Genomic DNA, 23,046 nt, shown 5'->3' on the forward strand with positions numbered 1-23,046 from the left:
GTCCGCCGGCGTGGCGCCGCCGCCACGCCCCCGGCCGCCCTCAGGGCGCGTCGGGTGCCACCTTAACCAGCGACTTGCCGCGATTGCGCCCCAGCATCAGCGCCTCGAAATGAAGGGGCGCGTTGGACAGGCCTTCGGCCACGTCCTCGACGACGCGCAGACGCCCCTCCTCCACCCAAGGAATGGCGACATCCAGCCATTCGCCCCAACGCGCGTAAAAGTCATAAACGACCAAGCCCAGGACCTGCGCCCGCTTGGCGATGATGGGGATTATCGGCACCTGCGGCGTGGGGCCGCCATGGTAGTGCTCCACCAGACCGCAAAGCACCAGCCGGGCGCCGATCTGGATGTGGGAAAGGGCGGTCGCCAACAGGGTGGCGCCCACATTCTCGAAATGAACCGTCGATCCGGCGCCCAGGGCAGCGGCGTAAGCCGTGGTCCAATCCGCCGCATGGTAGTCGACGCAGGCGTCGAAGCCGTAGATGTCCCGCACCAGCGCGCATTTCTCCGCCCCGCCGGCGATGCCAACCGTCCGGGCGCCCAGCAGGCGCGCGATCTGGCCGGCGGTTCCGCCCACGGGCCCGGCGGCGGCGTTGACGCTGAAGACATCGCCAGCCCGCACCCGGGCCAGCTGGGTCACGCCGGCCCAGGCCGTCAGCCCCGGCATGCCCAGGACACCCAGATGCGTCGACGGCCTGGCGACCGTCACCAGCCGGCGCGCGCCGGCGGCGGGCAACAGGCCGAAATCGGCCCAGCCGACTTCGCCCGCCACCAGGTCGCCGGCCTTGAAATCGGGATGGATGGAACGCAGCACTTCCGCCACGCACTCACCCGGCAAGGACTCCCCAGGCAGCGGTGCCGGCAGACCCATGTGGCGACCGCGCAGGCGCGACCCGATATAGGGATCAAATGACAGGTAAAGCACCCGCACCAGTAGTTCTTGCCCCGGCCGGGGATCGGGAAGCGGCCGCTCCCTGATCTCGAAATCGGTGGCGACCGGCAGATCGCCCACCGGCTTGCGTAACACCACCTCATGAATCCGCATCACTGGCCCTTTCAAGAAAGTCTAGGTAAAGGCGGGCCCTTTCCTCCGGCGTCGCCGGCCGTTGGCGAACGATGGCGTGGGAAAGGTCGGCCGCCGCACGGTGGGACCAGCCCTGGCGGGGATCCCCTGAATCGGCGCACAGCAGCACCGGATGACCAAGGCCGGGAAGTAAAGGGCGAACGTCGCGGCTGACCGCTGCATGGACGGCGTCGCCATAGCGGGCCGGCTGCGCCATCACATCCAGCAACAAGGCGCGCAGCCGGCCGGCCGCCAGATCCGGGGTGCGGTGCCGGATGGACGCCGCGCCGGACCCATACCAGGGGAACTGCGCCTCACGATCGCGCAGCAGATGCCAGGCCTCATGCCAATGGGCGCCCCCGCCGCTGAGGACCAGCGGTGGGCAATAGCGTCGCGCCATGTCATCCCGCCCGGCGTCGTCGGCCAGGACGGCACCATCCAGGATGGCCGCCCCCACCCGCCCCGGATGGGCCGCCATCAGGGCCAGGGCGATGGGTGTCGCCATGCCCTCCGCCGCGATGTCGACCATGCCGATGGCCAAAACATCCAGGAGGCCGGCCAAGGCGTCGACGTAAGCCGCCAGGCCCGGATCCGGCAGGGGATCGGATTGGCCACATCCGGGCAGATCGGGGGCAAGGACCAGACGCCCCCTTCCCAACGCGGACAGCAGGGGGCCGTCGGCCGCCGCCCCGCCGGGCGGATCGTGCAACCACAGAAGCGGGCGCCGGTCCCGCGCCCGGCCAAAGCGGTGCAGGCGGATTTGCCCATGGGGCAGGCCGGCATGGAAGCGCGATGGGCCCGGCCCCTCCGCCCCCGCCGGTTCCCGATATGGTTCGGTGCCGGCGGCCGCGGCCAGATGGCGGCCGATCGCCGCAAGCCACACCGTCCTGTCGGCCGGCAGGCGGTCGATCCGGCGATGGGGCGGAAGACGGTCGAGATGGGAGAAAAGGACATCATCCGCCCGGGCGGTGTAGACCACCGGCGCCACGGCCCGCGCGACGTTGTCCAGCGGGTTGTGCCGCATGGCCGCGCGATAGGCGTCGGCGTAATGGGGCCCAGCCATGAAGTAATCCAGGCAGTAGGCCTGGATGTCCTCGAGCGGGGGCAGGTCGATGGGCATGCGGCCGGCCTGGTCGGCCGTGAACCAGGGGAACCACCGCAGTGTGTCCTTGACCCGGGTCCATTCCCGCCCTAGCCAGGCACCCTCCGCATCAAGTTCAAAAGGCCGCATGTACCGTTCGATGAAACCCTCATTGGGGAAACCCTCATTGGGGAAACCCCCAGCGGGATCGCCGGCGGGAATGGACAGACCGTCCAGCACCGCCACCCCCACGCGGGCCGGCCACCGGACGGCGAAATCAAGCAGGATCTTTGATCCGGTATGACAGGCGTAGAAGGCGGCGCGCCCGATCCCCAGCGCCGACAGCGTCAGTTCCAGCGCCTCGGCGAAGTCCGCGATGACCGGCGCGCGGCCCAAATCGAGGGGCGTGGAGGCACCATAGCCCGGCGTGTCCAGCGCGAACACGGTGAAGCGGTCGCCCAGGGCCCGCAACAGCGGCAGGTGCAACAGCGAGGATCGGGGGGAATCATGCAGCAGGACGACCGCCGGCCCAGCGCCCGCGCGGCGATAGTGCACCTCGCCCATCCGCGTCCGGACATAGCCTCTCGCAATCCGCACACCCATGCCGCCCCCTTCCCGATGCGTCGCGACATATGATATGTAGATATACCAATAAATCAATTGGCCGTTTTCGTCGCGGCGCCAGGGCGAAGATGGCAAGTGGCCAACCTGCGGATAATTACAGGGACGATCATTTCCGTGGCGGAAAGATGGTGCTGCTCTATGGCGAGCCAATAAAATCAGGAGGCAGGGCATGAATTCGGGTTTCAAACACCAGTCGTCCACGCTGGTGCTTTTCGCCATGCTGGCCATGCACGGGCCGGCTTTGGCCGCCGACACGGCAGCCAATGAGGACCAGCTGGAGGACATCACCATCACCGCCCAACGGGTGGGGCAGCGCTTGCAGGACGTGCCGGTGGCCGTCACCGCGCTGACCGGCGCGTCGCTGGATCGGATGGCCATCACCACCGCCAATGATCTGGGCCGCATCGCGCCCAACGTCAACTTCACCAGCGGCAGCGGCGGTTCCACCCAGCTACGCCCTTATATCCGAGGGGGCGGCGTCAGCGATGGCGGCAACGTCACCTCGGAATCAGCCGTAGGCATCTATGTGGACGACGTGTACCGCGCCCGCCTGTCGGCGGCGGTCATGGATTTCCTGGATCTGGACCGGGTGGAGGTGCTGCGCGGGCCGCAGGGCGTCCTCTACGGGCGCAATTCCTCCGCCGGGGCGGTCAAGCTGGTGACACGGGCGCCGGAGCCGGACCTTGCCGGTTTCGTCGAAGGTGGCTACGGCACCTGGAACGAACGGCGGCTGAAGGGCTATGTCACCGACGCCATCAGCGAAAGCGGTGATTGGACGGCATCCCTGAATGGCATGGCGCGGGGCCGCGACGGCGGCCGCCAGTACGACGCGACCTTGAAAAAGGACGTAGGCGCGGAGGAGTTCCAAGGCCTGCAGGCCGACGTGGCCTATAAGGGCGACAGCCCCGTGCACGGCCGGTTCAGCGCTTTCTACACCAACCTTGATTCCGATGGGCAGTACGCCATCTCCACCAACCCTTACGCCAATGGCGTGGAAAGCCAGATCAGCACGCTGTCCGGTTCCTACAACACCACCCTGACGCCCTACCCGTCCTACACCCACACCCGGCAGTACGGCACGACGGTCAACGTCGGCGCGGACTATGACGGCGGCACGGTCACCTCCATCACCGGCTACTCGCACCTGGTCAACAATTGGGCGCAAGATTTCTCTGGCGGCGTGCCCGCGTCGGCCCTGGGCATGACGGGCGGCGGTTACCTCGCCCTCTACATCCGTGACAGCAAGTCCAACCAGCATCAGATCAGCCAGGAATTGCAGGCGGCTGGCAAAGCCTTCGGCGGCTTCCTCGACTATGTCGGCGGCATCTACTACTTCACGGAATCCACCAGCCAGGATATCCAGCAATCCATCTTCCTGGCGCCATCCAGCCAGGGATACGCCGTCGACACCGACAGTTACGCCGCCTTCGGCCAGGTCACCGCCAACCTGACCGATAGGCTGGCCGTGATCGCCGGCGGCCGCTACACCATGGATCAGAAGCATCTCTCCGCGTATTACAACGCCGCCGCCATCCAGCGGGACGACACCTTCGTCCGTTTCACCCCCAAGACGGGACTGACCTACAAGATCACCGCCGACACGCTGGCGTATTTCACCTATAGCGAGGGCTTCAAGGCCGGCGGCTACAACGGACTGGCCGGCAGCGTCGCCCAGATCAACGCCCCCTTCCGCCCGGAGGTGACCGAGGCCAAGGAGGCGGGCCTGAAGATGGAACTGTTCGACAACCGGGTTAAGGCGAACCTGGCGCTGTTCCAAAACGACGTGCACGACATCCAGCAGCTGTTCAACCTGGCCGACGGCACCTTCCTGGTAGACAACTTCGACGCCCGCATCCGCGGCCTGGAGGCGGAGCTGTCGTGGCGCGTGGCGGCCGGCCTGACGCTGTGGGGCAACGCCTCGTTCAACGATGGCACGTACACGCGGGGCGGCGGGGCCGCCACCGTCAACGTGCAGGGCAAGAAGGTGGTGAACCTGCCCGACACCCAGTTCAACATCGGCGCGGACTACACGGTCAGCCTCAATCGGGGCGCCGTCAGCGTCGGGGCCGATGCCCTGTTCCGCAGCGACGTCTATTCCACCATCGACAATGGCGCCATCGGCCATGTGCCGGGGCAAAGTTTCCTGAACGCCTATGTCAGTTATGAAACAGGGGCGTGGACCTATCGCCTGACCGGCAAGAACCTGCTCAATCAAAGCGGCTATGTCACCGGGTTCGGCTTCTCCGTCATCCAGCCGCGCTTCAACCTGGATCCCCGGACGGTGCTGGGCACGATCCGCTACACCTTCTGAAAAACAAAAGCCCCGGCCGTGGTGATCGCCACGGCCGGGGCCCCATGCCTTTGGGGGCGATGTCTTTCAGGACCGGATCAGACGACGGCGCAAACCGTCTTCCATTCCAGGTAATTGTCCAGCGCCGCCAAGCCACTGTCGCGGCCATAGCCGGAGTGCTTGACGCCGCCGATGGGCAGGCTGGCGTCATACATGGAATGGGTGTTGATCCAGACGGTGCCGGCCTGCAGGCGGCGGGACAGGCGGTGGGCGTGGGACAGCGACTGGGTCCATACGCTGGCCGCCAGGCCATAGACGCTGTCGTTGGCGGCCGCCACCACGGCGTCCAGGTCGGTGTAGCGCTGGACCACCAGCACGGGGCCGAAGACCTCCTCGCGCACGATCTCCATGGCGGGATCGACCTTGGCGATGACCGTGGGCTCGACGAAGGTGCCGGCCGGCCCCAGGCGCTGGCCCCCGGACAGCACCGCCGCCCCGGCGGCACGGGCGCCGTCGATCAAGCCCGCCACCCGTTCGGCCTGTCGGGCCGACACCAGGGGACCCATCTGGGTTTCGGGATTGAGGCCGTGACCCAGGCGCAAGGCCTGGGCCTGGGCCACCAGCCCTTCCAGCACCCGGTCATAGATGTCGGCATGGACATAGGCGCGGGACCCCGCCACGCACACCTGGCCGCCATTGAAGAAGATGGCGTTCGCCACGCCCGGCAGTGCCAGATCGAGATCGGCGTCCGGCAGGACGATGACCGGGGACTTGCCACCCAGTTCCAGGGTCACCCGCTTCAGATTGCCCTTCGACGCGTCCAGGATGGCGCGACCGGTGGCGGTGGAACCGGTGAAGGCCACCTTGTCGACGTCCGGGTGGGCGGCCAGGGCCGCGCCGGCCGTGGCCCCGCGCCCGGTGACGATGTTCAGGACGCCATCCGGCAGCCCGGCCTCCACCATCAATTCCCCCAGCCGCAGGGCGGTCAGGGAGGTGTCCTCCGCCGGCTTCAGCACCACGGTGCAGCCGGCGGCCAAGGCCGGGGCCAGCTTCATCGCCGTCAGCACCAGGGGGGAGTTCCAGGGCACGATGGCGGCCACGACGCCCACCGGCTCACGCAAGGTCCACGCCTGGACCAGCTTGCCCGCCGGCTGGTAGGTCACCGACGGGCTGATGGTCCGGCCCTCGATGCTCAAGGCCTGCCCGGCGTAGTAGCGGAACTGGGCGACGGCGCCGGGGATTTCGGCCCAGCGTCCGACATACAGGGGCTTGCCCTGGTCCAGGGTCTCCAACTCCGCCAATTCGTCGATATGGGCCTCCAGCACGTCGGCCACCCGCCACAGGATGGCCGCGCGTTGCGCCGGCACCATGTCGGCCCAGGCGGGGAAGGCGGCCCGGGCGGCCCGCACCGCGGCGTCGACGTCAACGCCATCGGCGTCGGGAATATGGGCCAGCACCTGGCCGGTGGCCGGGTCGATCGATGGGATGGAGCGGCCGCTCGCCGCCTGCACCCAACGCCTGCCGATCAGCATGGCCCCTGCGAACGGGGCGGCCAACACCGCCCGCGCCACCTCGGTCGCCGGCGCCGGCGCCTGCAGCAACTCCACCATTTATGCCTCCTTGTTCTCTTTTGGGCGCCGGGCCCGGTCAGCCCGGCATGTGGCCGGCGCTGTTCTCCAGGTACCAGCGGGCCAACTCCTCACGGGTTGGCCACCAGACGCCATCCAGCCCCTTCGCGAACTCCAGAAACTCGCGCAGGGCGCGGATGCGATAGGCGCGGCCGGAGACGTGGGGATGCAGGCCCACATTCATCAGGCGGGCGCTCTTGGCGCCTTCGGCATGCAGCACCGACAATTCCTCGATCAGGACGTCGCGGAACGCGTCCGTGCTGAGGCCCCGCCGGGTCAGCAAGGTGAAGTCGTTGATCTCATTGGAATAGGGGACGGAAACCAGCGGGCCCGCGGCGGTGTCGAGCCGGTAGGGCTGGTCGTCGTTCATGATGTCGCAATAAAACAGGAAGCCCTGTTCCGCCAGGATGCTGGCGGTGTTGAGGGTCCCGCGCAGCGACGAGGACAGCCAGCCCAGGGGCCGCCGCCCGACATGGCGCTCATAGGTCTCGATGGTGCGCAGGATCACGTCCCGCTCCTTCGCCGGATCCTTGGCGAAGTTGGTCAGCAGCTCACCCTGCTCGTAATTGTGGGCCAGCAACTCCCAGCCGCGTTCCAGGCAGGCGTCGGTCATGGCGCCGCGCCGCTCGAACGTCACGGCGTTGGTGGTGCAGCTGGCCTTGACGCCCATCTCGTCGAACAGGTCATACAGCCGCCAGATGCCGACCCGCTGTCCGTATTCGCGCCAGGTGAAGTTGGGGAAGTCGGGCGTGTCGCCGGGCAGCACGTCGGGCAGGATGGCGGGACCGCCGGCATAGTAGGGGCGGTCCGTGTCCTTGGTCAGGTCCCAGGTTTCCAGGTTGAAGGTCAGGATCAGCGCGACGCGCTTGCCTTCCGGCAGGCGCAAAGGCCCCCGTGCCGTCATCGGCACATAATCATACCGCAGCATGGATCAGAACTCCTCCAGCAGGCGGCCGAAGCCATACACCTTGTCCTGGATGCCGTTGGCGCGCAGCGCGTGCCAGTAGGTCGCGGTGTTGATGGCGATGACGGGCTTGCCCAGCCACATCTCCGCCGCCGCCGCCAGGCGCACCATGGACAGGTTGGTGCCGACCTGCAGGATGGCGTCGACGTCGTCGCCGTCCAGCTGATGCAAGGCCTGGCGCAGGGTGGGCGTGTCCACCTTGGCGATGGAGGTCCAGGACGGGCAGCGCAACGGAATGTCGCGCACGGTCTCATAGCCGTAGTCGGACAGGAAGTTGCGCACCTGGGCGTTGGCCACCGGGTAGTAGGGCGACACGAAGGCGACGCGCTTCACCCCGCCATAGGCCGCGATCGCCGCCGCCAGGGATTCCGAACCGGTGGAGAGATCGACCCCGGCGACTTCGTGGATCTGGTGGCGGAACTTCGCCGCCCCCTCCGCCCCGCCGTAGAAGGTGATGGCCGACATGCCCATGACCAGGTAATGCGGCTTGCAGGTCATCACCGACTTGACCGCCTCGATGGTGTTGTCGGCGATCTGCTGGGTGCCGGCCAGGAAGGTCTCATCGCTGATGGCCTGGGCGTCCGGCACGACGATGCGGCTGTAGTGGTTGGTGACACCCGCCGGCCGCATGTCGTCGTAGTCGGGCTGCACGCTGGTGTTGGTGCTGGGGCCCAGCACACCGAAAAGGCGGCGCCAGCCGCGGCTGTCCTTGGCGTCAGTCTGCATGGTTTTCAGTCCTTATCAGCGCGTCGCGTCGGGGCGACGGGTCAAGCGATGGCTTCGGCGTCGCGCAGGCTCTGGAACATGGCCTGGCGCAACAGGAACTGACGGCGCAGCGCCGGATCCGCGCGGGTGCGCAACAGCTCCTCGCGGCGGCGGTCCTGGCCGGTGGCCAGGCCTTGCTTCATCATCTCCATCGTCTGGATGGTCTGCGCCTGGATGAAGCTGCGCGCGGCGCCCCGGCGCTGCCGGTCGAACTGGTCCAGGGACGCCGCGTCCTCGGTGCCATTGGTGATGCGCACCAGGCGCTGGCACAGGTTGAAGGCGTCATGGATGCCGCTGTTCATGCCGAAGCCGCCCAGCGGGTTGTTCAGGTGCGCGCTGTCGCCCACCAGCATGACCCGGCCGTCGCGGAACCGCTCGGCCACACGCTGGTGCATGCGGTAGATGGTGCGGTGCTGGGTGGGCACGCCGGTCTTGCCGATCAGGTGCTTGAACACCCGGTCGCGGTTGGCGTCGGACACCAGCTCGCTGTCCGAGGAGTCCGGGTCGGCCGGCAGCAGGATGCGCCAGACGGACGGCACGCGCAGCAGCACCAGCCACTCGGCGGGATCGGCCACGTAGTTCACGTAGGCCAGGTTGGGGAGGTAGTCCTCCAAGGGTTCGGTGGTCGACAGGCAGAGGAACTTTTCGGGGTAGGTGAAGCCCTCGAAGCCCACGCCCAGCCACTTGCGCACGGTCGACCCGGCGCCGTCGGCGCCGATCAGCCAGTCGGCCCGGACCCGCTCGATGCCCAACGAGGTTTCGACCGCCAGATCGACACCGGTCTCATCCTGCGCCACCTGGACCAGCCGATGGCCGAAGCGGACGGTGGCCTTGGGGTGCTGATCCAGCCGTTCGGCCAACGCGCGCGCCAGATGGTACTGCTCGCACTGCAGGCGGAACGGATAGCGGGTGACGTCGTGCAGTTCGCCGAGGTCGAAGTCGACGACGTCGCCGGTGCCGCGGTCACGATAATGGTACACCGGCGCCTTCAGGCCCCGTTCCAGCAGGAAGGGGGTGATGCCCAGGGTGTCGAGCATCTCCAGCGTCGGGGGATGGAAGGTGGAGGCGCGCAAATCCAGGGCGCAATCGGCGCCCGCCTCCAGCACCAGGACGTCGATGCCCTGTTGCGCCAGGAAATAGGCCGCCACCGTGCCAACCGGGCCGGCGCCGGCGATCACCACCTGCGTTCTGATCATGGGGATCAACCTTTGAAACCGGGCCCGCGGGACGGCGGGCCTGTGGAAAGGGAAATGCGTCAGCGGGTCGCGTCACGCAGCCAGGCGATCAGGGCGTCGCGGTCCGCCTTGTCGGGAAGGCCCATGAAGGCCATCGTCGTGCCAGTGACCAGGCCGCTGGGCCGCGTCAGCCAGGCGTCCAGCGCCTTCTCATCCCAGACGATGCCGCTCTCGCGCAGCGCCTTTGAATAATTGAAGCCAGGCTCCTGGCCCGCCTTGCGGCCGAACAGGCCGTGAAGGTTGGGGCCGACCTTATGGGGTTTGCCGGCCGCGAACTCATGACAGGTGCGGCAGCGGATGGAGAGCTTTTCGCCCTTCTCGGTCGCCGTCTGGGCCAGCGCGCCGGAGGTCGGCAAGGCCATCCCCAGGGCCAGGATGGCGGGAACAAGCCGCCGACCAAAGACATGACCGGCTTTCTTACCACCAGCGGAATTCAAGGATGCCTCCACAAGTCAGCGTGATTTCGTATGGCCGGGAACCGATCGCCTCGTGATCGCGATCGTTGGCCCAATCTGACCAGGGCGGGCACCTATGGTCGACAGAGGACCCCCGGTTTGGCCACCCAGTGGATAAATGACGGCCGGGCGCCCCGGATCAGGCGCCCGCCGCGCCGCGCTTCGGCCCCATCACATGGCGCAGGTCGGCGCCGATGGCCTGGGCGGTGATCTTCAGGTCGCCCAGATAGCGGTCCAGGGCCGTGCCCACCTCCATCGACGCGGCGAAAAAGATCATGGTCATGGCCGCCTTGAACTGTTCGCCCATGAAGATGGGCACCGCGATCGAGGAGGTCTTGCCCGGCGTCAGGTTATGGTGGTTGAGATCCTGGACGGCGTAGCCCTGTTCCCGGATTCGCGCCACGTTCAGCAGCGCGGCGGCGGCGCGCAGATAGTCCGGGGCCACGGTGCCGGCCGCCTCCATCCAGGCCAACAGCGCCGCCCGCTCCTCATCGGGGGCGTGGGCCATCGACAATTTGCCCGACGCGCTTTCCAGCAGTGGCAGGGTGAATCCCGGGTAGTACCGTTCAAAGGTCAGGGCCGTCTTGGCATGGGTGCTGTCCCGCACCATCATCGTGGCGCCCACCCGCGCCGCGATGGAGACGGGCCAGCCGATGCGGCGCGTCAGGGCGGCGATGTGCGGCCGCGCCACCTCCACCAGCCGGTCGTCATCCTGGAAGCCGTAAGCCAGGCTTTGCACCATGGCGGTGGGACGGTACCGCTTGCGGTCCGGCTCCTGCTCGATCAGGCCCTCGAAGATCAGCGTCTGCACCAGACGGCAGGTGGTGGGATAGGGCAGATCGGCGGTGCGGGCGATGTCCATCATGCTCAGGGAGCCGTGGCGGTTGATCGCCTTCAGGACCGCGATGGCGCGACTGATCGCCCGGATGGGCACCCCCCTATCCATGGCCGTCCATCCTTTCCACCGCTTTAGAGCCCCAGGGCGCCGGGGTTGACGATGCCGCGTGGATCGGCCCAGCGCTTCACCGCCTCCAGCAACTCGGTGGCCGCGGGGTCCCGGTCCTGGGACAGGGGGTACAGGCGGCCAACCTGCAGGTGTGCGGCACCATGACGATGGAACAAGGCGACGATGTCGGCCTTCAGCGCCTCCACCAGTTCGGTGCCCTCGGGGTTGGCGGGGTAGCGAGCCAGGCTGGCGGCGGCCGACGGTTCCAGCACCCGGTCATGGAAGACGGCCCGCGCCTCCTCCCAATAGATCGCGATCTCATAGAGGAAGGCGTTGGTGGACACGGTGCTGAACATGGCGGCCACCTGCACCTTGTGCCGCGCCATCGCCTCGGCCTGGCCGGCGTACAGCCCCTCCAGCGCCTCGCGGAAGTCGGCCACCCGGCTGAAGGGCAGGATGCCATGCACCGGCACCCACCGTTCCCCCTTGGGGCCCATGATGTGGTTCAAGGGCGGGAAGGGATATGCCCTGACCAGGGTGGGCATCGAATTCTCGATCTCGCGCCCGAAAGGCTGGGCGGCGGCGCGCACCCGGCGCAGCATCGACCGCTCTTCATCCCGGTCGGCGGCATCCACGGTGTAGTGGGCCGAATAGTTCACGTCCTTGAGGAAGCCCCGGCCCGCGATGGCGATCTTCGCCATCTGCCACAAGGCCTCGACGGGGCCCCGGCCCGCCTTGCCCACGGCCAGCAGCATCTTGAGGTCGGATTTCAAATCCCCCATGCCCAGGCGCTGCTTCTGCAGGAAGGGATCCAGCCCGAATCCCTCGGACGTGACACCCTCGCGCGCCACCGCCGCCATGGCGCCCAGCAGGCCGTTGAAATCCTGGAAGCAAAACGACAGACCGGTGCTGACCGGGCGGCGCTTGACCAGGCGGAAGGCCGCCGCCGTCTTGATCCCCAGCGCCCCGGCATCGCCCCCGAAGAGACCGGTGAGGTCCGGACCGAAATGGCGGAAGAAGGCCCCGGCCGAGCCATGGCCCCAGCTGCCGGTGCGCACCAGCCGACCGTCGCCCAGCGCCACCTCCAGCCCCACCATGCTATCAACGGCGGTGCCGTGGATGCCGGTGCCATAGGTCACGGCGTTCTGTGACAGCGACCCGCCGATGGTGGCCCGGATGCCGGAGAAGGGCCCCCAGAACGGGGTGCGCAGGCCATGGGGCGCCAGCGCCGCGTCCAGCGCCGCCCAGGTCACGCCCGCCTCGGCCACGACATACATGTCGTGGGCGTTGATCTCGATGATGCGGTCCAGCCGGCCGGTATCCACCAGCACCGCCCCGGCGGCGGGCGCCAGATAGCCACCGGAATAGGACATGCCGCCGCCCCGGGGCACGATCGCCACGCCGGCGGCGGCGAGAATGGCCATGGCCTGGGCCAAGGCGTCGCGCGTGGCGGGCCGCACCACGGCGCGCAGCGGCGCACCCGCCGCATAGACATCCTGGCCATGGAACGCCAAGGATGCCGGGTCGGTCAGGACGCCCTCCGCGCCCAAACGCGCCTGAAGGTCGCGGACCAGGGGGTCATCGGTTTGGGCCAGGGGCGAGGCGGTCTGGATCATGGGGGCCGTCCTTCAACGCGAAGCGGAAAATCAACGGCCCCACCATGCCAGCGGTCCCCCGCCCCGCCTCGCCCCGCCCGCCCGACTATCCGGCCTGTGGACAAACCGCTTCGGCGCCATCGTGCTTGGGAACGGGGCCCAGCGTGCCCAAGGCCACGGCGCCGACGACGAAACCGGCGGCGCAGGCGCCCAAGCCGGGGCCATAGCCCCCCGTCAGATCGTAGAGCCGGCCTATCCCCATGGGACCCAACCCCGCCCCCAGGGCGAAGAATCCCAACTGCCAGCCATAAATCTCGCCATAGCTGCGCAGGCCGAAATAGCGGCTGACCATGAAGGCGACCAGATCGACCTCGGCACCGGCGGCGAAGCCGATGAGCAGGACCGCCGGCAGGACCAGCAGGGTGCCGGCGCCGGGAAGCGCCAGCAGGACGCAGCCCAGGGCGGCCGCGGCCATGACAGTCGCCGCGACTGCCGGCGGATGCAGGCGATCCACCAGCCCCCCCACCCCCAACCGGCCGATGATGATGGCGATGCCCAGCACGCTGGCGTACCAGACGGCCGTGGAGCGCTCGATACCCGCGCCGGACAGCATGGGCACGAGATGCACGATCAGGCTGGCGACGGCGAAGGAGGCGAACAACAGCCCGATACCCAGGCCCCAGAACTGGCGGGTGCGGCGCGCCTCGGCCAGATGCAGGCCAGCCGGCCCGGATGACAGCTGGGCACGGCCGGCGCGGGCCGTCCCCGCGGCGTCGCGGAAGAACAGCCCGACAACGGCCAGCCCCAGCCCAGCCACCAGCGCCGCCTGGCCCAGATAGGCGACGCGCCAGCCCTGGGTCGCGATCAGCCATTGGGTGAAGGGGGGCGCCAGGATGCCGCACACGCCGGTACCCGTCAGCGTCAGGCCCAGCGCCAACCCCCGGGAGCGATCAAAGCTGGCATTGACGGCGCGTGTCCACACGATGGGCAAGGTGCCGGCCCCCAGCACCATGGCGACGCCGAACGCCAGGTAGAAGCTGGCGAGCGACGGGCCGATGCGGCTGAGACCGACCAGGCCCACGGCCAGCAGGAACAGGGACAGCATCCCGACCCGGCGGCCGCCGAAACGGTCCACCAGGCGGCCGACGACCGGCCCCAACAGCATGGTGGTGGCGGTGGTCAGCAGCGTGGCGCTGGAAATAGCCGTGCGCGACCAGCCAAACTCCTGCGACAGCGGGCCGATGAAGATGCCCAAGGTGTAAAAGGTGAGGCCGGTGATACCCAGCCCGACCCCGGTCGCCGCCGCCAACACCAGACGCCAGCCCTTGCGGAATTCCTCCATCGCCCCCTACCTTGCCTGAAAGCCCACCCCGTCCGGGCGGGATGATGACCGTGTCTCAAACCCGGCCGAAACGCCAGAACAGCACCGCCGAGGACAGGTTCAACAGCGCCGGAACCACGCCGAAGGCCAGCATGACCCCGGTCAGCGCCAGATCGGTCTGCGGCTGGCCAGACACCGCCCGCGCGGCGTCGAAACCGAACCCGGACAGGACGATGCCGACCAGCAGGGTGCCCCCCAGCGCGAAGCCGACCTTGTCCACCGCGATCCAGGCGGCGGAATAAAGCCCGGCGTGGGCCTGATCATCCCCGGCGACATCCGACATCATGGAAAAGCCCAGCAGCGTCCATCCGGAATTGAAGATCGCGGCGGCGAAGGAGAAGGCGTAGGCCACGACCGTTCCCGCACCAGCGCTCATGGACCAGCCCAGGTAGGCCACGCCGTAGCCGGCCGCCGCGAGGATGTAGACGGGCTTCTTGCCAATGCGGCGGGCGAGCGCGACCCAGGCCGGCTGGGCCGCGACGATGCCGGCGCAGGCGATGATGACCAGACCACCGATCAGCTGAAAGGCGTCGGAACGCGCCATGTTGTAGGTGAGGAAATACAGCATCGAGGCATAGGCCATGCCCGATCCCGCCAATTGCAGCAGGTTGGCGAGCAGCAGGACGGAGAAGCGGGGTGCCGTCAGGATCGCCACCACCTCGCGCACGGCCAGGCGGCGATGGGCGGCCGGCGGCGGAAGGGCGGCGGCCTGGCGCCGGGCGCGCCCAGACCCGAAATAGGCCAGGACCAGCGCCGTGGGACAGACGACCGCCAGGAATTTGGACATGCCTTCATAGGCCGCCTGCCCGCCGCCCAGGCTTTGCACCAGGTAAGGGGACAGGGCCCCGCCGACCAGCACGCCGATGGCGGTGAAAACCAGGCGCCAGGCCATCAGCACGGTGCGCTGATGCGGATCACCGGACAGCTCTCCGGCGATGGCCAGATAGGGGACGGAAAAGCACGCGAACACGGCCATGTACAGGCTGAAGGCGACCGCCACATAGGCGACGCGGCCGGTCACGGACAGGTCGGGCACATGAAACAGCAGGATCAGGGCCACCGGCGCCCCCAACGCCCCCACCAGCAGCCACCCCCGGCGGGCGAAGCGATGCTTCCACCGATCCGACAGGATGCCGACCAGCAAATCGCAGCCCACGCCCCAGACCAGCTTGGGCACGAAGATCGCCGCCCCGGCCAGCGCCGGTTCAATGCCCAGGACATTGGTCATGAAGAACATCAGCAACAGCGAGGGCACGTCGCGGAAGACCTGCCCGGCGATCTGCCCCACCCCATAACCGGCCTGGGCCAACAGGCCCAGGCGGCCAGGCGACACGGACCCTTCTTCGGAAAGCGCGATGCTCATGACTTGGATGTTCCTTGAGGTCGGAAGGAGGAAGGGGCCCGCGGCTTAAAGAAGAAGGGACGGCCGCGACGCGCACGACCGTCCCTTCGCAAAATCCCGTCTAGCGGCGACCGGATGACCGGCGCCCCGGCACGGTCAGCGACCGGGCAGCGTGCGCGGCGGCGGCGGACTGGGGGGCGCCCAACCGGCAGGCACAGCCGCCGGCGTCTGCTGACGGGCGTAGTTCTCCAGGCTGGAAAGCGACGGGCCATAGTCGCTGTCCGGCGCGCTCAGCCATTTGGGGTCCATCGCCCGGGCCTTGGCCACCAAGTCGGCCGGCAACTGGTCGATGCCCGACACGGTGCCAAAACTGCAGAAATAGCTGATGCACCCGGCGGCCTGGCCCATCAGCATCCAGGGCAGCCAGGGCGTGATGCGCGACCAGGAGCCGACGGCGGGCACGTGGGTCATGGCCGGGTTTTCCAGGTCCTGGCGCTTGACCACGTAATGGAACATTTCCGAGACCCGGTTGAACGCGCCGGTGGATTCGCGCGGCCATTTGTCGGGCTGAAGGGCCGACGGATAGAACAGGTGGATGTCGGTCGACAAATGCACCGTGCCGTCCGGCCCATCGGTCCAGTTCATCAGGAACGGCCGCTTGGGCGGCTTGTCCTTGTTCAGGCCGCCATAGGACGGCGGCTCCGGCAGGAACTCGCTGATGGTGAAGTTGAAAGGATCGTTGGCGATGGGAACGACCCGCACATCCTCGTTGGTGTAGGGGTTGTGCCAGGTGTCCATCAACTGACCGGTCTGGAGATCGCGGTAGAAGCCGATCTCACGCAGCATCCGCCGCCAGCTGCCATCGGGCAGCTGCTGCGACCGGACGACGCTGAAACCGTCCACCGAGAAAAGCGACCGCACGGCCTCATTGTCGCGCACCCCATAGACGGCGCCACGGAACCAGCCAACCTTCTGCTTGGTCGGATCGACGTCCATGTCCAGGCGCGCATAGGCGTCCCGGTTCCACTTGGGATCCTTGAAGTCAATGCGGGTGAGGAAGGCGGGCGCCGCCGCCCGCGCTGGCGACGCCAGCCCCAGCGCACCGGCAGCCGCCGCCATCGTCGCCAAACCCAGGCTTTCCCGCCTGGTCAGTTCCGGACCACTCATGACCCCAGTCTCTCCCATTCCTGCCTGCCTTACCGGCCAGGACACCTGCCGGTCTTGATAAAGAGCGTGACCCGGAATGGTTCACCGTTGGAAGGTTCAGGCCCGGCGCCAACCATCAGGTGGACAAGGCGGGGCCCCGGCTTGGCCTGGCCGCATTATACGCCTCCAATTCCGGCGACGCACACCACCGACCCGGGAGCGGCCATGCTCAACACCTTCCAACAACTCACGCATCCGGCGCTGCCGACGCCCACGCACGATGAGGCGGCACGGCAGGAATTCACCAAAAGCTTCAAGAACTTCATCCAACAGAAGTTGCTGCCGGGCCTGACGCCGGTCTATCGGAACCGCGTGGCGCCGGCCTTCGAGCGCACGCACGGCCGCCCGCCGGCCGATCGGCGCGACATCCGCGCGGGCATGGTCCGCGACCTCTATTTCCAGCACTACGCCGCCGCCAACCGCATCGCACAGGAACTGCTGTGGGAATCCACCAACCTGACGGTGGACCGGCAGTTGCCGGACCTGAACGCCACGGCCGCAGAACTGTCCGCCAAGACCACGGCCATCCTGGACATTCCCGAGGGCTTCACGCCGCCCCGGTATGTCACGGCCGTGGACATCCATTGCATGCCGGGCGGCTACACCTCGGAAGTGGCCCCGGGCGATATTTCGGTCGGCGCGCTGTATGATCGCGGCGTCTATCTCTACGCCATGGGCTATATGGGGCCCCTGAACGACGACATGGGCCGGTCGGTCTGCAACTACCTGAAGCGGCGGATGCCGGACTTCAAACCGAAGCGCATCCTGGACATGGGCTGCACCGTCGGCCACGCCACCTTGCCGTACAAGGAGTTGTTCCCGGATGCCGAGGTCTGGGGCATCGATGTCGGCGCGCCGGTGGTGCGCTATGCCCACGCCCGGGCGGCTGGCCTGGGGCTGGAGGTCAACTTCGCCCAGATGAACGCCGAGGAGACCCGCTTCCCCGACGGGCATTTCGACCTGGTGGTCAGCCATATCCTGCTGCATGAGACCAGCGCCAAGGCCATGCCGCGGATCTTCCAGGAATGCCATCGCCTCCTGGCGCCGGGCGGCTACATGATCCATGCCGACCTTCCACCCTTCGACCTGATGGATCCGTTCACCCAGTTCATCCTGGACAACGAGACCTGGTACAACAACGAGCCCTTCTGGGGCGCGATGCGCGAGATGAACCAGTACGACCTGGCGGAACGCGCCGGCTTCGACCGCGCCGAAGTGCGGTTCGACACGGCCCCGATGGCGGTGATGGAGTTCGCGGCCCAAGCCGCCGCCGGGTACAGCGAGGAAGCGGCCTCCTCCGTGGCCGAACGCGAATTCGCCGCCGGCGAGTACGCCCCCGGCGGCGGTTGGGAGGTCCTGATCGCCCACAAGTCCGATACCGCCGCAGTCAAGGATGCCGCCTGATGACCACGCCCCGTCCCCATGTCGTGAAGGACGCCAAAGGCAAACGCCCGACCTTCTACGAAGCCCCCGGCCTGGACCAGGCGATGTCCATGATCCTGGTGCTGGCCAACGAGATTTCCGTGCTGCGCGACCGCTTGGACAGTGCCGAACGGGTGGCGAAAGCCCACGACCTGGACCTGGCCGCGGGTATCGAGACGCTGGTCCTGGAGCAGCCCGCCCTGGAAGCCCGGGAAGCCTGGCGCCAGGACTTCCTTGACCGGCTGTTCTATCTGCAGCGCAAGGAGGCGGCGGAGGCGGCGCACGCCGACACCACCGAGCGCTTCAATCGCACGATCGAGGAGATCGCGACCCCATGACGGTGCGAGGGGGCCCCGCCCGTCTGGACGGCGCCCCCTCGCATTACCCCCCTCGCTTGGACCCCAGGCGGCGACAGCCGACGTCAGGCGGCCCGCACGGTCGCCAGGAAATCCTGGACTTCCGTTCTCAGGCGCTGTGAATCGCCGGCAAGCTGGTTGGCCGAGGCCAGGACCTGTTCCGCCGCCGCCCCGGTCATGCCGGCGGCGTCCGAAACACCGGTGATGGTCTCGCTGACATCCTGGGTGCCTTGGGCCGCTTCCTGCACATTGCGGGCGATCTCCCGTGTCGCCGCCCCCTGCTCCTCCACCGCCGATGAGATGCCGGTCGAAATGCCCTGTATCTGGTTGATGACTTGGGCGATGTCGTCAATCGCCGTGACGGTGCGGCGGGTCTCCTCCTGCACCGTCGCGATCTGCTGGCTTATCTCGCTGGTCGCGCGGGCGGTTTGGCCGGCCAAGCTCTTGACCTCACCGGCCACCACGGCGAAGCCCTTGCCGGCCTCCCCCGCGCGCGCGGCTTCGATGGTCGCGTTGAGCGCCAGAAGATTGGTCTGCGCCGCGATGGCGTCGATGAGCTGCACGACCTCGCCGATGCGGTCCGCCGCCGTCGCCAAACCCTGGACCAGGCCGGTACTGCGAACGGCGCCATCCGACGCGACATTGGCGATGCGGGTGGATTCGACCACCTGCCGCGCGATCTCACTGATGGAGGACGACAGTTGTTCCGACGCGGCGGCCACGGTCTGGACGTTCGACGACGCCTGCTCGGCGGCGGCGGCCACGGTGGTCGCCTGCGCGGTCGCCTCGCTGGCGGTCGATGACATGCCCCGGGCGGTCTGCTGCAATTCTCCCGACGTCTTGGAAACCGCACGCACGACGTCCATCACCTTGGCCTCGAACGCGTCGGCCATGCGGTGCAGGGCCGCACGCTGTTCCTCGACCGCCCTGGCCTCCTGCTCCCGCTGGGCGGCGCGCAGCCGCTCAACCTCCAGCGCGTTGCTCTTGAAGACCTGGACACTCCGCGCCATGGCGCCAATCTCATCCCGCCGAGCCTGGCCCGGCACCTCGGCGGAGAGCTCGTTGCCCGCCAGGCGATCCATGACAAGGCGCAAGGCCGCGATGGGTGCGGTCAGGCCCGCACGGCTGATCCAAAGAGCCAGCAGCAGCGTGAAAAGGACAGCGACACCGGCGCCGATCGCCTGAAGACGGATGGTATTTCTGGTATCGGCATTGAGGGCATTGGCGGAATCGGCCGACGCCTTCAACAAATCATTATTGAAGGTCATGAAGTCGGCAAGGGCCTTGTCCAAGGGGACGCCACACTCAGCCTTGAGCTGTGCCGCAACTTTCATATTCTCATCCGCCGTCACCGCCTTGCGCGCGGCGGTGATGGATGGGCCGCAGCCGGCGAAACCCTGTTTAACCGCCTTGTCGATCGGATCGAGCCGGCTGGCCCATTCCGGCAGGTTTTTCCGCACGCCGGCGATCAACTCCGCGTACAGCCGCTTGGCGTCATCAGCCTGAGCCAACAGCTTGGCGTTGCCATCGTCGGTGGTTTCGGTTGCCAGCTGGAAGGCGGCGGCGAGGTAGACGTTGACATAGCGATTGGCACGAACAGACATCGTCGCGGATCGGTCTACCCGCGTGATAAGGTCGGAATAGGCGTTATCAACTGCGGTCATCCGCATAGCGCTGACCACGATCAATCCAATCACGACCACTGAAAATATTCCAACAACCACGTTTATTTTGTTGGAGATACGCAAATTCTCAAGTAGCATTTTGCTGCCTTTGGATTTTTATTGATTTTCTGGGTGCTCTATTTCAGCGGGCGCTTGTGGAAACTGGCGCACACGGCAAGAAACAGAGTGACAGGTTTTGGAACGTTCCACGCCATGACAGCGATGTCCCCTTCCGGGACATTACGGCGGCTGCGTCAACCCAACAACAAAAACAATATGATAAATACAGGTATTTATCATACATATCCAATTATGGACCCACAGCACTGCTATAGCCGGCCCTGGCTCATAGACGGGCGCCTTCACGCCCAAAGGCGATTTCGCCTTCGGGCGTGAAGCTCTAAAATTTCCCGCTACTGATGCAAAAAGCCCCTTTGTGGATTACCTACTTGCGGTGGAGTTGCACCGGTCCGGTGTCGGCCAAGCGTCCGCGCAGGATCTGCAGGGCGGCCGCGTCGCCGGCGGCATGGGCCCGCATGAACAGGATGGACAAGGATACCGCGGCGGCCAGCGCCTCCTCCTGCCGGGGGCCCGGTAGTTCAGGCCGGCAAATGCCGCCACCGAAATAGTGGTCAACCCCCGCCAACACCGCCGCGTACCGCTCGCCACCCGGCGCCGCCTCGTCATAGGCCGCCAGGTGACCGCGCCAATCCGTCATACCCGGGGGCATGTCGCGGTCCCCTGTCTGGATCAGGGCGGGCACCGCCAGCGTGGCGTAGTCGCCCGCCCGCACAAATCCGCCATCCACCCCCGGTGGTGAAAACGCCACCGCGACCTGGGCGCGCGGGTCGCGCAGGGGCAGGGACACCCCCTCCGGCACAGCCGGAGAGGCGCCCCCCAGGACCAGCGCGATCAAGGCGCCGTAGGAATGACCCGCCGCGATGTAGGGCCCGCCCAGATGCGCCGACAACACCCGGACATCCTCGATACGCGCTGGCCAACTGGCCAGGCCAGGGAAAGAGGCCTGGTCCGGATGGTCTGTCGAATCGACATGTAGGGGGGCGAAGACGCTATAGCCGGCACGCCCCCACGCTTCGATGACGGATTGATACTTCCACGGCGCCGACAGGGCGCCGTGGGAGAACAGCACGCGCCCCCGTTCCCCCGCGACGATCCAGGTGCGCACATCCACGGCGCGGCCAGCGGCGGTGCGCAGCGTCAACCGGCCCGCCTCCGCCCGGGCGGGACGCACCCGCCCCGCCACCGCCGCCGTGGCCACGCCCGCGAGGAAGCCGCGACGCCCCACACGGGAACCGAAACCCATCACACCCATCGCCCCATCCCCCGACGCGCGCCGCGTCCTCACGCCTTTTCCAGGATTTCCAAAGCGGCGGCCTCACCCGTCTCCATGGCGGATTCCATGCCATGTTCCAGCCGCCGAAGGTGTTCGCCCGCGAAGTGGATGCGCCCCACCGGCTTGCCCATTTCCGTCGCGAAGCGCTTGACCTGCCCGGGGCCGAAGACGTGCTTGTTGCCCCTGACATAGGGGTTGCGACCCCAGCTGTAGCCCAGGATGTACTCCAGGGATCCGACCATCGATGGCCGCACCTTGGCCAGTTCGGCCCTGACGAGGTCGGACTGCAGCTCGACCTCGCGGTCGTCCCAGCGCGTGGCGCCGTCGCCGTTGACCCAGACGATCAGCGTGTCGATGGCGCCCGTCTCCGGGCTTTTCAGGGCGAAGGCGCGTTCGAACGGCAGATCGGTCCACAATGACGGCGGCAGGCCATCCTTTTCCCAGTACGGCTTGGTGATACGGAAATGGAATTGGGTGGTGGCGGAGTACAGGGCGCCGGCGATGGCGTCCGCCTGTGCGTCCGGCAGGCCCGGGGTGAAGCGGATGTTGCGCACCGCCGAATAGGGGGCGGCCACCACCAGGTGCTTGCCGGTCAGCACGTCGCCATTGGCCAGCTGCACGCGGACCTTGTCATCGCCCTGGTCCACGGCGACGGCCGGGCTGAGCAGGCGCACCGGGGTCTTCAGCGCAGCGGCCATCGCCTTGGGCAGCACGTCGGAACCACCGACGATGTAGCTGCGCTCCATGTTGTTGACGCCGTACTGCGGCTTGTTGGGGTCGGTGAAACCCTCCGCCCGGGCGCGGGCCAGGTCACGGAAGATGCTGAGGGCCGAGATGCTTTCCAGGCTGGGGCCGTTGACGTCGATGTCGGCCAGGCGGATGGCCGCCTCGGAGACGCCCTTGGCCCGCATGAACTCCGCCGCCGACACGTCATAGGCGAGGTTGGACGGGTCCAGCCAGGCCGCGGTGTCCTTGAAGGGCAGCCAGCGCTGGAACAGGCCGGTTTGCAGGATGTAGGGCAGGATGGTCCGCTCCGCCCCGCGCGTCATGTTGACGGGGGCGGTGGCCCAATCCTCTGGCCGGAGGGAGGCGCCGTTGACATGCAGCAGGAAGTCCGTCGGGATGCCGCCCTTGTTGGTCAGGCCGACGTTCAGGCGGGAACAGGCGTCCCGCACGCGACCATACAGCGCCCCAACCTCACTGGCGCCGAGTTCCGCCTGGTAGCCGTCCGCCCGGCCGGTGCGCAACCGGCCACCGACGCGATCCGACGCCTCGACCACCTGCACCGACAACCCCTGCCCTTCCAGAATGGCGGCGGCGTTCAGGCCGGCCAAACCAGCGCCGATGATGACGACATCGACGCTTTGCGGCCCCTTGGCCCAAGCGCGGGCGGAGCCCAACAGCGGCGCGGACGCGAGCAGACCACCGACGACGGCGCGACGGGAGGGAAGAAAGGAGCGGACACCCTGGGACATGGAATCGGTCTTTCCGGCCTTGATTGGGGGAAAAGGCCGCGCGGATGGGCGGCGGGCGCACCATCCCCAACGGCAAGCCCTGATGCTCCGCCCATCACAACGGGAACCAAAGCCCGATCGGCAGGCTGTCCGCGTGGCGGATACCAGGGCGGCCGCGCGGCTACCCTCTTGCCAACGCCATAGGCTATCCACCCAGCGGT

At 67.5% G+C, this 23,046-nt stretch carries 18 protein-coding genes; 3 read left to right on the forward strand and 15 right to left on the reverse strand.

Annotated features, from left to right (window positions below; all coding sequences use genetic code 11):
- Positions 1–40 precede the first annotated feature (40 nt).
- Both FHS74_RS18140 and FHS74_RS18145 read right to left on the reverse strand, forming a co-directional pair.
- Positions 41–1,045: an MDR family NADP-dependent oxidoreductase gene (locus FHS74_RS18140; RefSeq protein WP_184803158.1), complete on the reverse strand. Its 1,005-nt coding sequence runs from the start codon at positions 1,043–1,045 to the stop codon at positions 41–43.
- Positions 1,032–2,747 carry an alpha/beta fold hydrolase gene (locus FHS74_RS18145; RefSeq protein ID WP_184803160.1) on the reverse strand — a complete coding sequence of 572 codons (1,716 nt, stop codon included), beginning with the start codon at positions 2,745–2,747 and terminating at the stop codon, positions 1,032–1,034. The genes FHS74_RS18140 and FHS74_RS18145 overlap by 14 nt, the downstream gene beginning before the upstream one ends.
- Before the next feature lie 190 nt (positions 2,748–2,937).
- On the opposite strand from FHS74_RS18145, the gene FHS74_RS18150 reads away from it, so the two are divergent.
- Positions 2,938–5,079: a TonB-dependent receptor gene (locus tag FHS74_RS18150; protein WP_184803162.1), complete on the forward strand. Its 2,142-nt coding sequence runs from the start codon at positions 2,938–2,940 to the stop codon at positions 5,077–5,079.
- A 77-nt stretch (positions 5,080–5,156) separates the two neighbouring features.
- On the opposite strand, the gene FHS74_RS18155 is transcribed toward FHS74_RS18150, so the two are convergent.
- The 10 genes from FHS74_RS18155 to FHS74_RS18200 form a co-directional block, all read right to left on the reverse strand.
- On the reverse strand, positions 5,157–6,668 hold the full coding sequence (locus FHS74_RS18155) for an aldehyde dehydrogenase family protein (protein WP_184803164.1): 1,512 nt from the start codon (positions 6,666–6,668) through the stop codon (positions 5,157–5,159).
- 37 nt (positions 6,669–6,705) lie between these two features.
- Positions 6,706–7,614 carry a polysaccharide deacetylase family protein gene (locus FHS74_RS18160; RefSeq protein WP_211106382.1) on the reverse strand — a complete coding sequence of 303 codons (909 nt, stop codon included), beginning with the start codon at positions 7,612–7,614 and terminating at the stop codon, positions 6,706–6,708.
- 3 nt (positions 7,615–7,617) lie between these two features.
- The gene (locus FHS74_RS18165) at positions 7,618–8,376 is read right to left on the reverse strand and encodes a maleate cis-trans isomerase family protein (protein ID WP_184803166.1); all 759 of its coding nucleotides are present in this window, start codon (positions 8,374–8,376) and stop codon (positions 7,618–7,620) included.
- Positions 8,377–8,417: 41 nt separating this feature from the next.
- The gene (locus tag FHS74_RS18170; RefSeq protein WP_211106383.1) at positions 8,418–9,611 is read right to left on the reverse strand and encodes an FAD-dependent oxidoreductase; all 1,194 of its coding nucleotides are present in this window, start codon (positions 9,609–9,611) and stop codon (positions 8,418–8,420) included.
- Positions 9,612–9,670: 59 nt separating this feature from the next.
- Positions 9,671–10,087 (reverse strand): c-type cytochrome, encoded by a 417-nt coding sequence (locus FHS74_RS18175; protein ID WP_211106384.1) that lies wholly within the window; start codon positions 10,085–10,087, stop codon positions 9,671–9,673.
- A gap of 157 nt (positions 10,088–10,244) precedes the next feature.
- Positions 10,245–11,051 (reverse strand): helix-turn-helix domain-containing protein, encoded by an 807-nt coding sequence (locus FHS74_RS18180; protein WP_184803170.1) that lies wholly within the window; start codon positions 11,049–11,051, stop codon positions 10,245–10,247.
- A gap of 23 nt (positions 11,052–11,074) precedes the next feature.
- Positions 11,075–12,667 carry an FAD-binding oxidoreductase gene (locus FHS74_RS18185; RefSeq protein WP_184803172.1) on the reverse strand — a complete coding sequence of 531 codons (1,593 nt, stop codon included), beginning with the start codon at positions 12,665–12,667 and terminating at the stop codon, positions 11,075–11,077.
- 85 nt (positions 12,668–12,752) lie between these two features.
- The gene (locus FHS74_RS18190) at positions 12,753–13,988 is read right to left on the reverse strand and encodes an MFS transporter (protein ID WP_184803174.1); all 1,236 of its coding nucleotides are present in this window, start codon (positions 13,986–13,988) and stop codon (positions 12,753–12,755) included.
- A 55-nt stretch (positions 13,989–14,043) separates the two neighbouring features.
- On the reverse strand, positions 14,044–15,390 hold the full coding sequence (locus tag FHS74_RS18195) for an MFS transporter (protein ID WP_184803175.1): 1,347 nt from the start codon (positions 15,388–15,390) through the stop codon (positions 14,044–14,046).
- A gap of 135 nt (positions 15,391–15,525) precedes the next feature.
- Positions 15,526–16,536 (reverse strand): DUF1838 family protein, encoded by a 1,011-nt coding sequence (locus FHS74_RS18200; RefSeq protein WP_184803177.1) that lies wholly within the window; start codon positions 16,534–16,536, stop codon positions 15,526–15,528.
- A gap of 204 nt (positions 16,537–16,740) precedes the next feature.
- Between FHS74_RS18200 and FHS74_RS18205 the strand changes: the two genes are divergently transcribed.
- Positions 16,741–17,979 (forward strand): class I SAM-dependent methyltransferase, encoded by a 1,239-nt coding sequence (locus FHS74_RS18205; RefSeq protein WP_184803179.1) that lies wholly within the window; start codon positions 16,741–16,743, stop codon positions 17,977–17,979.
- Entirely contained in the window at positions 17,979–18,335 is a 357-nt protein-coding gene (locus FHS74_RS18210; RefSeq protein WP_184803181.1) for a hypothetical protein, read from the forward strand. The genes FHS74_RS18205 and FHS74_RS18210 overlap by 1 nt, the downstream gene beginning before the upstream one ends.
- Before the next feature lie 83 nt (positions 18,336–18,418).
- Here FHS74_RS18210 and FHS74_RS18215 read toward each other — a convergent pair whose 3' ends face one another.
- From FHS74_RS18215 to FHS74_RS18225, 3 genes are all read right to left on the reverse strand, one after another.
- Complete coding sequence (locus tag FHS74_RS18215; RefSeq protein ID WP_184803183.1) at positions 18,419–20,116, reverse strand: methyl-accepting chemotaxis protein; 1,698 nt, start codon at positions 20,114–20,116, stop codon at positions 18,419–18,421.
- Between the two features lie 346 nt (positions 20,117–20,462).
- Positions 20,463–21,350, reverse strand: a complete 888-nt coding sequence (locus FHS74_RS18220; RefSeq protein ID WP_184803185.1) for an alpha/beta hydrolase — start codon at positions 21,348–21,350, stop codon at positions 20,463–20,465.
- A 29-nt stretch (positions 21,351–21,379) separates the two neighbouring features.
- Positions 21,380–22,846: a flavin monoamine oxidase family protein gene (locus FHS74_RS18225; RefSeq protein WP_184803187.1), complete on the reverse strand. Its 1,467-nt coding sequence runs from the start codon at positions 22,844–22,846 to the stop codon at positions 21,380–21,382.
- Positions 22,847–23,046: the final 200 nt, after the last annotated feature.

It is taken from the genome of Nitrospirillum iridis (assembly GCF_014205765.1).
Classification (GTDB): domain Bacteria; phylum Pseudomonadota; class Alphaproteobacteria; order Azospirillales; family Azospirillaceae; genus Nitrospirillum; species Nitrospirillum iridis.